Origin of the sequence: Affinirhizobium lemnae, from assembly GCF_022968395.1 — a bacterium.
Taxonomy (GTDB): Bacteria; Pseudomonadota; Alphaproteobacteria; order Rhizobiales; family Rhizobiaceae; genus Neorhizobium; species Neorhizobium lemnae.
Genome location: NZ_JALJQZ010000010.1, coordinates 110,408 through 125,256, shown reverse-complemented (window position 1 = coordinate 125,256; position 14,849 = coordinate 110,408). Strand labels below are relative to the sequence as shown.

At 57.6% G+C, this 14,849-nt stretch carries 14 protein-coding genes; 4 read left to right on the top strand and 10 right to left on the bottom strand.

The features are described 5' to 3' along the window. Positions 1-19 precede the first annotated feature (19 nt). The 6 genes from MUU53_RS09005 to MUU53_RS08980 form a co-directional block, all read right to left on the bottom strand. A complete protein-coding gene (locus MUU53_RS09005; RefSeq protein WP_247260602.1) occupies positions 20-1,291 on the bottom strand; it encodes an imelysin family protein in 1,272 nt (423 codons plus the stop codon). 178 nt (positions 1,292-1,469) lie between these two features. Beyond that, positions 1,470-2,750 (bottom strand): RsmB/NOP family class I SAM-dependent RNA methyltransferase, encoded by a 1,281-nt coding sequence (locus tag MUU53_RS09000; RefSeq protein WP_247260601.1) that lies wholly within the window; start codon positions 2,748-2,750, stop codon positions 1,470-1,472. 84 nt (positions 2,751-2,834) lie between these two features. Continuing rightward, positions 2,835-3,143: a septal ring lytic transglycosylase RlpA family protein gene (locus tag MUU53_RS08995; RefSeq protein WP_137135056.1), complete on the bottom strand. Its 309-nt coding sequence runs from the start codon at positions 3,141-3,143 to the stop codon at positions 2,835-2,837. Positions 3,144-3,590: 447 nt separating this feature from the next. Then, entirely contained in the window at positions 3,591-4,475 is an 885-nt protein-coding gene (locus MUU53_RS08990) for an SDR family oxidoreductase (RefSeq protein ID WP_247260600.1), read from the bottom strand. After that, positions 4,463-5,659 carry a tRNA epoxyqueuosine(34) reductase QueG gene (gene queG, locus MUU53_RS08985; protein ID WP_247260599.1) on the bottom strand — a complete coding sequence of 399 codons (1,197 nt, stop codon included), beginning with the start codon at positions 5,657-5,659 and terminating at the stop codon, positions 4,463-4,465. Before queG ends, MUU53_RS08990 begins: the two co-directional genes overlap by 13 nt. Then, entirely contained in the window at positions 5,640-6,332 is a 693-nt protein-coding gene (locus MUU53_RS08980; RefSeq protein ID WP_062555138.1) for a glutathione S-transferase family protein, read from the bottom strand. The genes queG and MUU53_RS08980 overlap by 20 nt, the downstream gene beginning before the upstream one ends. A gap of 160 nt (positions 6,333-6,492) precedes the next feature. Here MUU53_RS08980 and MUU53_RS08975 point away from each other — a divergent pair, with 160 nt between their 5' ends. Further along, positions 6,493-7,299, top strand: a complete 807-nt coding sequence (locus MUU53_RS08975) for an undecaprenyl-diphosphate phosphatase (RefSeq protein ID WP_247260598.1) — start codon at positions 6,493-6,495, stop codon at positions 7,297-7,299. A gap of 532 nt (positions 7,300-7,831) precedes the next feature. Here MUU53_RS08975 and grpE read toward each other — a convergent pair. Together grpE and hrcA are read right to left on the bottom strand one after the other, a co-directional pair. Then, positions 7,832-8,473, bottom strand: a complete 642-nt coding sequence (gene grpE / locus MUU53_RS08970; protein ID WP_247260597.1) for a nucleotide exchange factor GrpE — start codon at positions 8,471-8,473, stop codon at positions 7,832-7,834. A 91-nt stretch (positions 8,474-8,564) separates the two neighbouring features. After that, entirely contained in the window at positions 8,565-9,659 is a 1,095-nt protein-coding gene (gene hrcA, locus MUU53_RS08965) for a heat-inducible transcriptional repressor HrcA (RefSeq protein WP_247260596.1), read from the bottom strand. Between the two features lie 176 nt (positions 9,660-9,835). On the opposite strand from hrcA, the gene rph reads away from it, so the two are divergent. From rph to hemW, 3 genes are read left to right on the top strand one after another with little or no spacing between them, the layout of a single operon-like run. Next, positions 9,836-10,552 carry a ribonuclease PH gene (rph, locus tag MUU53_RS08960; protein WP_247260595.1) on the top strand — a complete coding sequence of 239 codons (717 nt, stop codon included), beginning with the start codon at positions 9,836-9,838 and terminating at the stop codon, positions 10,550-10,552. Between the two features lie 14 nt (positions 10,553-10,566). After that, positions 10,567-11,211: an RdgB/HAM1 family non-canonical purine NTP pyrophosphatase gene (gene rdgB, locus MUU53_RS08955; protein ID WP_247260594.1), complete on the top strand. Its 645-nt coding sequence runs from the start codon at positions 10,567-10,569 to the stop codon at positions 11,209-11,211. 4 nt (positions 11,212-11,215) lie between these two features. Next, positions 11,216-12,394, top strand: a complete 1,179-nt coding sequence (gene hemW, locus MUU53_RS08950; protein WP_247260593.1) for a radical SAM family heme chaperone HemW — start codon at positions 11,216-11,218, stop codon at positions 12,392-12,394. Between the two features lie 45 nt (positions 12,395-12,439). Here the strand turns inward: hemW and MUU53_RS08945 are convergent, their stop codons facing one another. Both MUU53_RS08945 and dnaA read right to left on the bottom strand, forming a co-directional pair. After that, positions 12,440-12,835, bottom strand: coding sequence for a class I SAM-dependent methyltransferase (locus tag MUU53_RS08945; RefSeq protein WP_247260592.1), 396 nt, complete (start codon positions 12,833-12,835; stop codon positions 12,440-12,442). Positions 12,836-13,071: 236 nt separating this feature from the next. After that, complete coding sequence (gene dnaA / locus MUU53_RS08940; protein ID WP_247260629.1) at positions 13,072-14,652, bottom strand: chromosomal replication initiator protein DnaA; 1,581 nt, start codon at positions 14,650-14,652, stop codon at positions 13,072-13,074. Positions 14,653-14,849 lie beyond the last annotated feature (197 nt).

Sequence of the window (14,849 nt, the reverse complement as noted above, 5' to 3'; positions counted from 1 at the left end):
TCGATGGGCCGTCCTGATCTCATTTGAACACGGCGTTCGGATTATCGAGGCTCGCCGAACCCTGGAGCTTCACCTGGCCAAGATCGAGCGCCGCGATCACGCGCTCGATTGATTTCGTCTGGGCAATAAGGTCATCGATCGGGGCCTGCACAACTGCGTTACCCTCCTTGTTGCCCTCGGCGATCATCTGGTCATAGGCTTCGATCTTCTGAGCGCGCTCCGCCATGATCTGCATGTCGGCAAGCGTCTTGTCGAGCTTGACGTTCAGTTCCGTGTCGAGAACGGCATCCTTGGCCTTGAGGAGATCGGATAGGGAAGGCCCTGCCAGTTTGGTTCCGTCAGTGCGCGTGTAGGTTCCGCGATAGGCGGACGCGATGCCAATGGCGTCGTTCAGGTGCGAATTGTGCGTGTTGTCGGAAAAGCAATCCTGCTCCTCTTCTGGATCATGCAGCAGAAGGCCAAGCTTCATGCGCTCTCCGGCCAGTTCGCCGTAGGACAGTGAGCCCATGCCTGTGAGGATTGCGGAAAGGCCCGCCTTCGGATCGGCCAGAACAGCCTTCGTGGCTTCGCCGGTGGGAGCCCAGGCCTCTACCATTTCTTGAAGATCCTGAACCAGCAGCGTGGTCGCCGACTTCAGATAGTCGCCACGACGATCGCAATTGCCATGCGTGCAATTGGCCTTGTCGTAATCGGTAAAGGGACGATTGCCTGCTCCCGGTCCGGTGCCGTTCAGGTCCTGCCCCCACAACAGGAATTCGATCGCGTGATAGCCGGTCGAAACATTGGCCTCCACTTCGCCAGCCGTATGCAGGCTGCGGATCAGTTCCGGCGTGATCTTCGAGGCATTGATGTCCTCGCCGTTGATCTTGAGCTTGGGATTGGCAATGACATTGGCTGTGTAGAAGGCATTGGCATCGCTTTCGGTGCCGTAGGCGGCATCGACATAGTCGATAAGACCTTCATCGAGAGGCCATGCATTCACCTTGCCTTCCCAGTCATCAACAATGGGATTGCCGAAGCGGTAGACCTCAGTCTGCAAATAGGGTGTACGCGCCACAAGCCATGCCTGACGCGCAGCCTTCAGCGTTTCCTCTGATGGCTTTGCGATGAGGGCGTCTACGGCCTTGTCCAATGCCTTGGCTGTACTCAGGGCGTCTTCGAATTTCGCATGACCGACGGCCGCATAGTGTTTCAGAACCTCGGTGGGCTCTGCAGCCAGTGCAGGCAGCGCGACAAAAGCCACCGAAGCGGCTAGAGCAGAACTGATAGTCGAGAGAGTTCGGCGGAGCATGGTCCCCTCCTGTCTGAAAATGACGATGCCGATGGCCGATCACGCCTTCCCGGCAAAACGTGACTGGAGCAAGGCGTGTCTGCCCTTTCTCCGATCAATCGTTTCAATCCTCATTGCGCAAAAGGAAACTGGTGTCAAATAATCTAGATTAGAGGAATTCCAGCCTCGACAGTCCTTTTTAGCTCCGCCGTTTAAGCTTGCAGAAGAAGAAGCCATCGGTCTGCGTGGAGGCCGGTGTCAGCGTCAGGCTACGACCATCGGCGGAATGCGGCTTGGGCGCGTCCTTGCCAAACAATGTTTTCCAGTCGTCCAGCGCTGGCTGGACCTCGTAAGAAGGATTGTTTGCCAGGAAGCGCTCGATCTGTCGGTCATTCTCTTCCGGCAGAACGGAGCAGGTGACATAGACGAGTGTTCCGCCCGGTTTGACATAGGCCGCAGCCGACGACAGCGCATCCTGCTGTTGCCCAAGGCGCTCCTCAATGTTCTTCTGCGTCAGGCGCCATTTTGTATCGGGCCGCCTGCGCCATGTTCCTGTACCCGTGCAGGGAGCATCCACAAGCACGACGTCCAGCTTCTCCTTCAGGGCATCCATCTGCTGCACATCGTCGTGCACCTGAACATTGCGCGTGCCGGCGCGGCGCATGCGCTCGATGATGGGAGCAAGGCGTTTGCGGTCGGCGTCATAGGCATGAACCTGACCCTTGTTGTTGAGGCTTGCCGAAAGCGCCAGCGTCTTGCCGCCGCCACCTGCGCAGTAATCCAGAACCTGCTGCCCTTCGGATGGCATTACGAGATCGGCAACAATCTGCGATCCTTCGTCCTGGACTTCGAACCAGCCCTTTTGGAAGGAAAGTTCGGCGGTTACGTTCGGAAGACGGGATGCGCCATCACCGGCAGGGATACGAATGCCCTGACGCGCGATCTGCGTTGGCTGCGCGCCCGCCCGATCCAGCGCTTTGACGACCTTGTCCCGGTTAGCCTTCAGCGTATTGGCCCGCAAATCCAGCGTTGGCCGACCAGCCATGGCTTGAGCTTCTGCAAGCCAGGCATCGCCGAAACAGGAGCGGAAGCTCGCAACGACCCATTCCGGGATATCGCCTTGAATATGTGCTGGCGCGTCCGACAGATTTCGTTCGGAAAGAGCTGTCAGATCCGGAGCGGGTGGCGCAAATTTGTCGTCCGCCAGTTCTGCCGCGAGGCTTGTGCGCGTGAAGCCCCATTGACGTAGAAGAACGGCGTAGACCAGTGCCGTCTCGCTCTCGTCATCCATCAGCCAGGCATGGGACAGACGCATGCGCAAGGCATCATAGACAATGTTGCCGATGGCGGCGCGATCTCCGGAGCCGGCGAAGCGATGCGCCAGGCCCCAGTCCTTCAGTGCATCGGCAACGGGACGTTTGCGCGTCTCGATATCTGCCAACACTTCGATGGCTGCAGCCATCCGTCCGCCCAGTCGCATGTCCTGATCTCCTTGCTTTCCGGCGCGTTTAACCGTGAAAAGCCATCAGGGCAAGCTTGAGGAGCAATCCGTCATCCATGCGGATCAGCCGATGACCTCGTAACAGACCTGGGCGGTGCCTGTCGAAACCATTCCGATGTCGGCTGCTGCTGCCTTCGAGAGATCAATGACGCGGCCGCGAATGAAAGGACCGCGGTCATTGATGCGAACCACGACGGTCTTGCCATTGCGCTTGTTGGTAACTTTGACCTTCGTTCCGAAACTCAGCGAGCGATGCGCCGCGGTGAGCTTGGAGGCGTTCATACGTTCGCCGGAGGCTGTCTTGGAACCCAGTGCATACCAGGAAGCGTGACCACAACCTGGAGCGGCTTGCGCCGTTTGAGAGCCAATCATCGAAAACGATGCGAGAGCGACTGCTGCGAAAGCTGAGCGTTTTGGAAGTTTCAAATCCGATTATCCCCGTTGATCCAAGTGGTGAGATGCGTGCGAGGTGGTCTAGGCATGGCCAAAAAAGGCGAAAACGTGGGCCTTGTGATCACGCAATGTTAAAACATGTAACAATCGTGATTTAAAGCCGGCTAATGAAATTGACTGTTTAGGCAGGAAAAATTAAGTGATTCCAGTAGGATTCTGGAAAATTGTTCTGTTGAGATTCGAACGCGTGATTCGCGTGAAATCGTGAAGAAAAAATTTTATCAAAAAGCAGAATCGCTCGCCACATTTGGACAAAAAATATGGCGCTTTGTCATGAAAGTTAAATTTCTATAATCTTGCTACCCAATTTGGATGGAATTTTCATCTTTCTTCAACGGCGCGCGTACACCGTCTGCAGGACCGGCTTTACGCTTTCCAGCGACCGGATTGCCACAGCTGCTCCAATGAAACCTCGAAGGTCGGAAACTGAAAGCTAAATCCAAGGTTGCGTATCTTCATATTCGAGACGCGTTTGTTCTCGCCGTAGAAGGAGCGCGCCATCGGCGTCAGTTCAGCTGTTTCGAAGGCCCGTTGCGGCGGTGGCTGGATGCCCATGAGGCGCGCGGCTTCCGTAACGACATCCTGTGGCGGCGCGGGAAGATCGTCGGTCACGTTAAAGATACCGGAGGCGTGGCGCTCGGACAGGAACAGCGTCGCACGACCGATATCTTCTACGCGGATGCGGTTGAACACCTGGCCCGGTTTGACCAGCCTGCGTGCCGTCCCTTGGGCCAGATTGATGAAGCCGTTTCGTCCGGGGCCATAGATTCCGGAGAGGCGCAGGATCGCGAGTGGCACTTCAGCGCGGTTCGCCGCTACCTGCCATGCGTTTTCCGCAGCGACGCGTTCCCTGGAGCGCGCCGAGACGGGGCGGCATGGTGTTTCCTCATCGACCCAGTCGCCTTGATGATCGCCATAGACGCCGACTGTCGAAAGGTAGGCGACCCATTGAAGCTTTGGGAAGACGGCGCGCAAGTCTCCATTTATGACGTTGAGCAGCGGGTCTCCGTCTTTGCCCGGTGCGATGGCCGGTGCAATGGATTGTATGAGATGCGTTGTCTGGGCAAGTTCCGTCCGAAGACCATCGCCCAATTCCGTTCCGCCGAAGAGAAATGGCCGGATCGCTTTATCCTTCAAATTCTGGCTCTTCTCCTCGCTACGCGTCGTCCCGGCCACGTCCGCGCCAGCCTTCAGGAATTCTGCAGCGATTGCCTGTCCTGAATAGCCTGCACCAAAAATCATGACCCGCATGCCTGAACTCCCATTACCCATTCATTCTCAACGTCGATATCCGCATCAGGCACTCTTTGCTGCGCCAAAAGGAGAAAGACATCGGCCTGCATCAATCTCGACAAGGCCCAGACAGCCATACCCCGCACATCGGGTGATGCATCATTCAATAGCGCTTTACACGGCTCGATGAAGGACGGATCACCGGAATTGCCGGCTGCAATCAGCACATTTCGGACAAAGCGGTCCCGCCCGATACGCTTGACAGGAGAGCCGCTGAACAGAATGCGGAACTGACCGTCGTCCAGGCCCAGCAGGTCGGCAATCCTTGGCTCTTTCAGATCAGCGCGTGCGCGCAGCTTCATTTCTGATGCTTCGGAGGCAAACTTGTTCCACGGACAGACCGCCAGACAGTCGTCGCAGCCATAGATGCGGTTGCCGAACATTGGCCGGAGGGAAGGCTCTATGATGCCTTTGTGCTCGATGGTCAGATAGGAAATGCACCGCCTGGCGTCGATCTGGTAAGGGGCCGGAAAGGCATTCGTCGGACACGCATCGAGGCAGGAACGGCAAGAGCCGCAATGATCGCGTTCCGGCGTATCGATCTCCAGTTCCGCGGTCGTGAACATGCTTCCCAGAAATAACCAGGAGCCGAATTCGCGGCTGACCAGATTGGTGTGCTTTCCCTGCCAACCCAGCCCTGCGGCAGCGGCGAGCGGCTTTTCCATGACGGGTGCTGTGTCGACGAACACCTTGACGTCTTCGCCAGCGCGGGCCGCAAATCGGGTGGCCAGTTCCTTCAGCTTCCCCTTGATGACGTCATGGTAATCACGGTGCCGGGCATAGACGGATATGGCTGCTCGGTCTGTCTTGGCGAGAAGTTCGCGCGGATCTTCATCCGGCCCGTAGTTCACGCCGAACAGGACAATCGAGCGGACCTCGCTCCAGAGGACACGGGGGTCGGCACGGCGCTCTCGCGTTTCCTCCATCCATGCCATCGTACCATGGCGTCCGGCCTGCAGGAACGTGCCGAGGCGTTCAGGCGCCTGAGGTATCGAATCGGGCAAGGTTATGCGGCAACTGTCGAAGCCAAGCGCCTTGGCTTCAGCCAACAGGAACGTCTTCAGCTTGCGCTGCCGATCCAGAGCCTTAGCAACCTGTCGATCCGTGTCTGCTCTTTCAGTCTCAGAAATCGAGGTCCGCATAATGAGATACCGGCGTAATGCCGCGAATGCGTTCTGCCAGGAGCGGCCGGAACGAAGGGCGCGACTTCAGCCTCTGATACCATTCCTTGGCGATGGGTGTCTCCTGCCAATCGATCTCGCCCAGATAATCCAGAACGGAAACCGAGGACGCGGCGGCGAGATCCGCATAGGACAGGCGGTCGCCCGCAAGCCAGGTGCGTGAACCGGCAAGCCAGGAAAGATATTTCATATGCTGGCGGATATTGCCTCGCGCCGTTCTCAGAACCTTGGAGTCAGGCGCGCCGCCGCCTTGGGCTGCCGTCATCTGGAGCTTGTAGACACGCTCCTTGGTCAGTGGCCGCGTGACATCCTGTTCCATCTTGAGAAGGAACCATTCCGTCAAGCGCCGGATCTCGGCCCGCTGGAAAGGGTCTTCCGCGAACAGGCGCTTATCCCGCTTCAGGACGCCGTGCGTTTCGTCGAGGAATTCCAGCAACACATTCGGCCCGCACAAAGCCCGCATATTGTCATCCACATAGACAGGCAGCGTGGCGGCAGGGTTGATTGTCAAGAATTCGCGGCGCTTCTCCCAAGGTTGCTCCTCGACGAGATCCGTCTGGAAGCCGTATTCCGCCAGGATCAACCTGACAAAACGGGAGGCCGAGGACATGGGATGATGATACAGAGTGGGCATCGATACTCGAAATTGAAGTTTGCTGTTATAAGCGTTGAGTCGGTCGCGATCACCAAAGCCGGAATGTGGCTGACATAAGGCGGCCAAGCCCAATTGTTAGGGTGAGGTTGCAGATTCCGTTCCCACTATAGGTCCCATCACCGTTAATAAAGGATCAAGAATGGCCGACCAATCTATCGTTGGCGCCCTCGTTCTCGGCTTGATCGAAGGTCTGACTGAATTTATCCCCGTTTCATCCACAGCCCACGTGCTCCTTGCAGGACACTTCATGGGGTTTCGCTCGCCCGGTAACACCTTCGCGGTGCTGATCCAGCTGGGTGCCATCCTCGCCATCCTTCTGGTCTATTTCCAGAAGCTGCTTCAGATTGCCTTGGACCTTCCCCACAGCACCCAGGCACGACGATTCGTACTGACAGTGCTGCTTGCGTTTCTGCCAGCCGCAATCATCGGTGCTCTGGCGCATGACTTCATCAAGAGCGTGCTGTTCGAAACTCCGATGCTGATCTGCGTGATGCTGATTGTCGGAGGTTTCATCCTTCTGGCAGTCGACAAGATGAGCCTAAGGCCGCGCTACACAGACATCACGCAATATCCGGCGGGCCTTGCGTTCAAGATTGGCCTTTTCCAGTGCCTTGCGATGATACCAGGTACCTCCCGCTCCGGAGCAACCATCGTCGGCGCATTGCTGATGGGGACGGACAAGCGTTCTGCTGCGGAGTTTTCGTTCTTTCTCGCCATGCCGACCATGCTGGGTGCGTTTGTTCTTGATCTCTACAAGAACAGGAATGCTCTTAGCTTCGATGATGCGGGAATTATCGCAATCGGCTTTGTAGCCGCCTTCGTGACGGCGCTTTTCGTGGTGCGATCCCTGCTCGATTTCGTATCGACCCGAGGCTTCGCACCATTTGCCTACTGGCGCATTTTGGTGGGCACCGCCGGCCTTATCGGCCTACTCGTGTTTGGCTGATGCTGGCAAAGGCATAAATCCTGCCTTTGCATCTTCAGGTCGACCAAAGAAAAGGGCTGCCAGTGGCAGCCCGCAGACTGCTGACAAACCCTGTCTTGGGCTTCAGCTCGGTCTCTTTAGAGCGTTTCAGGGCTCAATGGAATCGTTCTGCCGTGCTCGGTTTCAGTCAGGATCAAGGCTTTTGGCGAAGGGCATACCCGCAAGGTACGATCGAGACAAAAGCCGCAGATAATGGCTGAAAATGATCCGGCCCTCTGGGTTTGAGATGGCGGGTCATCTGCTTTGTCGCAGGGCTTGGCCCTATGCTGAGGCTACGACACGCGCCCTTCTCCTCGCATCTGCTCCCGCCCTCCCAAACAGGACTGTTTCCATTGAGCCCTGAAGCGCTCTAAGTCCGATACGTTCTTCTTTTAATTCAGAGACGTTCCGTGAATGCTATTCTGGCAGTCGGGACCAGTGGGATTTGTCAGCAAGCTGAGGTCCGCCTCTTTCGAAGTAGACCCTTTTCCTTGACTCAAAATACCGGCGTTCATTACACCTTGTCAGCAGTTGTTTCGGCAGCGGTAGATGCTTCAACCTTCGGACCGCCCTTTGCAACACCCACCATGGCAGGGCGCAGGACGCGCTCGCCGATAACATAGCCCGCCTGTACGACCTGCACGACCGTATTGTTGGGAACAGCCGGGTTGGGCACTTCAAACATAGCCTGATGGAAGTTCGGGTCGAATTTTTGACCTTCGGCATCAATCTTGCGCACACCGTGGCGCTCAAGTGCCGACAGCATTGCGCGCTCTGTCATATCGACACCTTCGATCAAGGCCTTGAGACCAGCATCACCCGCTTCGCGCGTTTCGGCAGGGATTGAGTCCAACGCCCGTCGCAAATTGTCAGAGACGGCCAGCATGTCACGCGCGAATGCGGTTACGGCGTAGGACTTGGCGTCCTTCACATCGCGCTCGGTGCGGCGGCGAAGATTGTCCATCTCTGCTGCGAGGCGCAGGAAACGGTCGCGGATCTCATTGTTCTCCGCCCGAAGCGTTTCCAAAGGGTCCGGCTGCTGCTCACCAGGAGCTTCCGAATCATTTTCCGCAAAAGCTGAAGCAGCGGCAGCAGTTGCTGCGGCATCCTGATTCTCGTCCGCGTCAGGTCCGTGGTTTTTCGTCTCGTCGGTCATGACGTACTCCGTCAAAGGTTTGTCTGAAAGTGAGCCCGATATCGAGGTTCAAGCCCGAAAAATCAAGGCTTCGATACATATCGGGACGGATTTACTGCGCGCGAGGGTTTCGGCTGAGACGCGTCAGCAGTTGCGCCGTATAGTCCACCATCGGCACGATGCGCGAATAGTTCAGCCGGGTTGGACCAATCACGCCCACTGCACCCACGATGCGATCCTCCTCGTCGCGATAGGGGGCAACGACCAGAGAGGAACCAGAGAGGGAGAACAGCTTATTTTCCGAGCCGATGAAAATTCGGACACCGGGGCCACTCTCCGCCAGATCCAGGATCTCCAGAAGACTGTCCTTCTTTTCGAGATCATCGAAAAGCATACGCAGACGGTCCAGATCTTCCGCGCCAGCCAAGCCCTCCAGCAGGTTGGCACGACCGCGCACAATGAGACGCGAAGGCTTTCCTTCCTCGGTATCACCTGCCCAGACAGCCAGACCCCTTTCTACCAGATCGCGCGACAGCGTATCAAGTTCAATCTGGACGCGCTCCTTTAGAGTGCGAAGCTGACCGCGCAATTCCGGCAGAGTCTGGCCGCTTAGATGGGCGTTGAGGAAATTGGCAGCCTCTGTCAACTGCGAGGAGGTGACACCGGCCGGTAAATCGATAATGCGATTTTCCACTTGGTTGTGATCGCCAACGAGAATAGCCAGTGCCTTCGTCGGCTCAAGACGAATGAACTCGACATGTTTCAGTACGGGGTCGCTTTTTGCCGTAATCACGATTCCTGCGCCACGCGAAACACCCGAGAGCATCAGCGATGCTTCCGTCATAAGGCTTTCCATCGGCTGATCACGGTCACTGGCACGGATTTGACGCTCGATACTGGCGCGCTCTTCAACGGAAAGATCGCCAACTTGCATGAAGGCATCAACAAAGAAGCGAAGGCCGATCTGCGTCGGCAAGCGACCGGCACTGATGTGTGGCGCGTAGATGAGCCCCAGTTCCTCGAGGTCGCTCATTACGTTGCGGACGGAGGCCGGAGAGAGGGAGATCGGCAAAAGGCGCGCGAGATTGCGCGAGCCGAGCGGCTCGCCCGTTTCCAGATAGCTTTCGACGATACGCCGGAAGATCTCGCGCGATCGCTCGTCAAGCACCGATGTGGTGTCCCTGCCCCGCGTTGGCTGAAGATCCATCTGTCGCACTTCACCTGGCTGTTGACTATATTGAAGCGAATATAATGCGGATCCGGCGATCGCCAAAGGGTTTTTGACAGCTACTAACCGCAAGAATGCTAATCTTTCATGGGTTTTCCTTTGCAAAGCCTCGCCCGGAGTTCTAAGAGGCGTCTTGAGAACTTCAGGAGAGAACGATGCGGCCCTCAGGCAGAAAAACCGACCAGATGCGCAAGGTCAGCTTTGAACGCAATGTGTCCAAGCATGCCGAAGGCTCATGCCTAGTCAAGTTTGGCGATACGCATGTTCTGTGCACCGCAAGCCTCGAAGAAAAGACGCCGCCGTGGCTTCGCAACTCCGGCAAAGGCTGGGTAACGGCTGAATATGGAATGCTGCCCCGTGCTACGGGTGACCGCATGAAGCGCGAGGCGGCCGCCGGAAAGCAGGGTGGACGCACCCAGGAAATCCAGAGATTGATCGGCCGCTCTCTGCGGGCCGTCATCGATTTGGAAGCGCTCGGCGAAAAGCAGATCACGGTGGACTGCGATGTCATCCAGGCTGATGGCGGCACCCGCACGGCAGCCATCACCGGCGGCTGGATTGCGCTGCACGATTGCCTGAAGTGGATGGAGGCTCGCAACATGATCAAGCTGGAGCGCGTCCTCAAGGACCACGTTGCAGCGATCTCCTGCGGCATCTTCGCGGGACAATCGGTCATCGACCTGGACTATATCGAGGATTCGGCTGCTGAGACCGATGCGAATTTCGTCATGACCGGTTCCGGTGGAATCGTAGAGGTGCAAGGCACCGCAGAAGGCAAGCCGTTTACGCGCGACGAACTGCTGGGTCTGCTCGATCTGGCCGCTGCGGGCACTGCCGAACTGGTTGCGCTTCAGAAGCAGGCCATTGCCTGAGCGAGGTCAGACCGATGCGTAAACTCGACACCCGCACCATTGTCGTTGCCAGCCACAATTCCGGAAAGATCCGCGAGATTGCGGATCTGATCGGCCCTTTCGGCTTCGCCGCAAAGTCTGCAGCAGAACTCAATTTTATCGAGCCGGATGAAACCGGGACGACGTTTGAAGAGAATGCGACGATCAAGGCTTTGGCCTCTGCCAAGGCTGCCGGATTGCCTGCGCTCTCTGACGATTCCGGTCTGGTGATTGACGCTCTGGACGGAGCGCCGGGCGTTTATACAGCCAACTGGGCGGAGACCCCCGATGGAACGCGCGATTTCGCCATGGCCATGCGCAAGGTGGAGGATGTACTGCAGGAGCGTGGCGCCACGACCGCGCAACAGCGTACGGCGCGGTTCGTCAGCGTTCTTTGCCTCGCATGGCCGGACGGACATACAGAGCTCTTCCGTGGCGAAGTGGAAGGCGTGATTGCACCTGCTCCACGCGGCACGCAGGGCTTTGGCTACGATCCGATCTTTCAGCCTTCCGGCTATTCCACCACCTTCGGCGAAATGAGCGCGGAAGAGAAACACGGCTGGAAGCCCGGTGATGCGCAGGCCCTGTCGCACCGCGCCCGCGCCTTCAAGATTTTTGTCGAAACCTGCCTGGACGTATAAGCCTTTGCTGACCGACGCCCCTCTCCTGCCTGATACCGGCGAACCGGGCTTTGGTCTTTATGTCCATTGGCCATTTTGCGCGGCCAAGTGCCCCTATTGCGACTTCAACAGCCATGTTCGTCACACGCCTGTTGATCAGCAGCGGTTTACACAAGCCTTCCTGAAGGAAATGGACACGATGCGAAGCCTGACAGGCCCGCGAACCGTGACCAGCATCTTTCTGGGGGGCGGCACGCCATCGTTAATGGATCCCGCCACTGTTGAAGCCATTCTGGATGGCATCGCGGCACGCTGGCATACGCCAGCCGGCATAGAAGTAACAATGGAGGCCAATCCATCGAGCGTGGAGGCGGAGCGTTTCTGTGGCTACCGTTCGGCGGGTGTCAATCGTGTGTCTCTCGGCGTTCAGGCGCTGAATGATCGCGACCTGAAGTTCCTCGGGCGCCTGCACGATGTTGCGGATGCACTGAAAGCCATACGTCTGGCGCGCGAGATTTTCCCGCGCATGAGCTTCGACCTCATCTATGCACGGCCGAACCAGACTGTCGAGGAATGGGAAAGAGAGCTCAACGAGGCTGTATCCTACGCCGTGGATCACCTTTCCCTCTACCAACTGACCATTGAAGAAGGCACGGCCTTCTATGGGCTCCACAAGGCTGGCAAGCTGATCGTACCGGATGGCGATCAATCTGCGGCACTCTATGAGGCGACGCAATCCATCACCGAAGGTTTCGGCATGCCTGCCTATGAGGTTTCAAACCACGCAAAGCCAGGTGCCGAGAGCCGACACAACCTGACCTATTGGCGCTATGGCGATTATGCCGGTATTGGCCCAGGCGCGCATGGACGCATCAGCCGTGACCGCACAAAGATCGCGACCGCGACCGAACGCATGCCCGAACGCTGGCTTGAACAGGTAGAAGCCAATGGTCATGGCATGGTGGAGCACGAGATCCTCGAACGCGAGGAACAGGCGGACGAACTTCTACTGATGGGTTTGCGCCTTCGGGAGGGCGTAGATCTTGCCCGCTGGCAGCAATTGTCCGGTCGCTTCCCCAATCCGGCGCGCGAGCAATTTTTACTGGAACACGGGTTTATAGAGCGTCTCGGAAATTCCAGATTACGGTGCACGCCAGCCGGGATGCTGATCCTCGACGCGGTGGTGGCGGACCTGGCTTGCTGATAACGCAGACCCCAGCCCTGAAATCATCGTTCACGCGCGGCGGATCTAAACGATCTCCTCAGCGCCATCGGCTTTCTGCGCAAAAACATGGAGCCAAGGCGTCGGCAGGCCATCATAACCGCCACCCTGTTGCGCTATGGTCTCCAGCAAAGACCAGCCGCGACCATAGCTCGCGCGCAGCCAATCCTGATCCGGATAATTGTAGTAGCGGCCAAGCCCATCAAAGCCCTCCGCATGACCAGCCCTGTAGCTGGCGTAGAAGATACCCTTCGGCTTAAGTGCACGCTGGATACGCTGGAGGATATCAGCCAAGTCAAGTCGCGGGACATGGAGAAGGCAGGCATTCGCCCAGACGCCATCATAGGTGTCGGGAGCGTTGATCTGAGCGAAGGGGAGGACAGCAGCGGGAATTCCAAGACGGGCCGAGGCATGCTCTGCCATCTCGGTAATTCAATCGGTTGGGTGAACCTTAAGGCCTTTTGATAGCATCCAGGCGCTATCGCTGCCGCTGCCGCAAGCAAGCTCAAGCACCCGCGCATTTTGCGCCAGGATAGCGCTGAAGCGCGTCAGATGTTACGAGACAGAATAATCACCTGTGTCTGCGGCATAGCTTGCCGCACGACGGCTGTAAAAGGATCGGGTGGCATCAGCGTCAGTACTCATGCCACCGCGTTTCATCAGGCGTTGTTTTCGTTGATCAGGCGCTTGAGCAGTTCGATCTCGTGACTGAGCTTGGTATCACCGGAGATCAGCTCCTCAATCTTTCGCACCGCATGAAGAACGGTAGTATGATCACGCCCACCAAAGCGGCGGCCGATTTCAGGGAATGATCTTGGCGTCAGTGTTTTCGACAGATACATGGCGATCTGGCGGGGCTTCACTATGACACGCGTACGGCGGTTCGACACAAGCTCCTGACGCGATACATTGTAGTGGCGCGCCACGATCCGCTGAATATCCTCGATTCTAACCCGCTTGGCCTCGCCTGCACCGACGAGATGAGCAAGAAGCTCATCGACACGCTCGATGGATAGCTCAGGCTCAAATGAGCGCCGGAAGATCAGCTGGTTGAACGCACCTTCCAGTTCACGACCCGAATTGGCAACATTGCGCGCAACGTGGCTAAGGATCTCGTCCGGGATATCGAGCGCCTGATCATCCTGACGCGCCATTTCCAGACGGCGCTTCAGCATCTCGAAGCGCATTTCGTAATCAGGTGTTTCCATCTCGATGGCGACACCGCCCTGGAGCCGCGAACGAACGCGTGGATCGAGAGACTCAAGTTCCCAAGGCGCACGGTCGGCAGCCACGACAACCTGCTTTGCGCTGTCCAACAGCATGTTCAGAAGGTGACAGAATTCGTTCTGGATCATCTTGCCCTGCAGGAACTGCATGTCATCGATGATGAGAAGGTCAATGTTGCGCAGCGACTCCTTTAGTGTCAGCGCGTCGTTGTCGCGAATGGCCGTTGCAAAACGCCACATGAAATATTCGGCGGTCAGATAGACGACCCGCGGCATGCGCGATGAGCCGACCGCCGCATTGGCAATGGCCTGCAGCAGATGTGTCTTGCCAAGCCCCACACCGGAATGGATGAACAGCGGATTGAAGCGCACGGCACTTGCACCGGCTTCCGCAATCGTGCGGGCAGCGGCCAGTGCCACCCGGTTCGACGGACCCTCGACGAAGGTGTCGAAGGTATAACGGCTGTCGAGCGGCGAGCCAAACAGCGGGCTCGCAGAAGGCTGGCGAGCCGATGGCGCTGCGGCCTGCTGCACTGGCTGGGACTGCGCCGGAAAGGCCGCGATTTGGCCGATTTCGCGCGGACCGCTGGAACGGCGCTGCGGTGCTGTAACGGCAGTTTCCGGCACGGCTGCGCGCTCTTCGCCTGACGGACGAACTGCACGGCTGGCCGTACGAACCAAGATCTCGACCTTAAGGATCTCGGAGTCCTCGGCCTGGAAGATCGAGGTGATGAGATCCAGATAGCGGTTGTTGATCCAGGATTTCAGAAAGGTCGTCGGCACGCTCAAACGGACGACACTCCTGGAGATGGAATGCAGTTTCAAGCGGCCGAACCAACTGGCATAAACATCCTGGCCGACCTGCGCCTTCAAACGGGCACTAAACCGTTCGAACAGAGCATCATGCTTCATTTCAGACTTTTCCCCTGCCGCCTGGGACTGAACGCTTTCGAACGCCTCGGACACCAGGTTGCCACTCTCCAAAGTCCGGGTCGATACGGTGTTCATATGCATTCCTTGCCGCCTTCTTATGAGTTTCCCGCCGAAGGGTGCCATACCCACCCGCCAGGACAAATTCTTGTTCGGCCTCCGCACCCGGTCCTCCTCGTCAGAACCGGAAACATCCGCCTTGGTTGCATGTGCCGCGCGACCCGTCGCACGACGCCGGCTACCCGGCTGCTGGTTCGCCTCGTGCGCCCCAAGAAACCCGA

Coding starts and splice junctions, on each gene's coding strand:
- queG (WP_247260599.1), bottom strand. CDS start 5,659: ATGCGGACCTCGATTTCTGAGACTGAAAGAGCAGACACGGATCGACAG.
- MUU53_RS09005 (WP_247260602.1), bottom strand. CDS start 1,291: ATGCTCCGCCGAACTCTCTCGACTATCAGTTCTGCTCTAGCCGCTTCG.
- MUU53_RS08975 (WP_247260598.1), top strand. CDS start 6,493: ATGGCCGACCAATCTATCGTTGGCGCCCTCGTTCTCGGCTTGATCGAA.
- hrcA (WP_247260596.1), bottom strand. CDS start 9,659: ATGGATCTTCAGCCAACGCGGGGCAGGGACACCACATCGGTGCTTGAC.
- MUU53_RS08980 (WP_062555138.1), bottom strand. CDS start 6,332: ATGCCCACTCTGTATCATCATCCCATGTCCTCGGCCTCCCGTTTTGTC.
- rdgB (WP_247260594.1), top strand. CDS start 10,567: ATGCGTAAACTCGACACCCGCACCATTGTCGTTGCCAGCCACAATTCC.
- MUU53_RS09000 (WP_247260601.1), bottom strand. CDS start 2,750: ATGCGACTGGGCGGACGGATGGCTGCAGCCATCGAAGTGTTGGCAGAT.
- grpE (WP_247260597.1), bottom strand. CDS start 8,473: ATGACCGACGAGACGAAAAACCACGGACCTGACGCGGACGAGAATCAG.
- rph (WP_247260595.1), top strand. CDS start 9,836: ATGCGGCCCTCAGGCAGAAAAACCGACCAGATGCGCAAGGTCAGCTTT.
- MUU53_RS08990 (WP_247260600.1), bottom strand. CDS start 4,475: ATGCGGGTCATGATTTTTGGTGCAGGCTATTCAGGACAGGCAATCGCT.
- MUU53_RS08995 (WP_137135056.1), bottom strand. CDS start 3,143: ATGATTGGCTCTCAAACGGCGCAAGCCGCTCCAGGTTGTGGTCACGCT.
- dnaA (WP_247260629.1), bottom strand. CDS start 14,652: ATGCATATGAACACCGTATCGACCCGGACTTTGGAGAGTGGCAACCTG.
- MUU53_RS08945 (WP_247260592.1), bottom strand. CDS start 12,835: ATGGCAGAGCATGCCTCGGCCCGTCTTGGAATTCCCGCTGCTGTCCTC.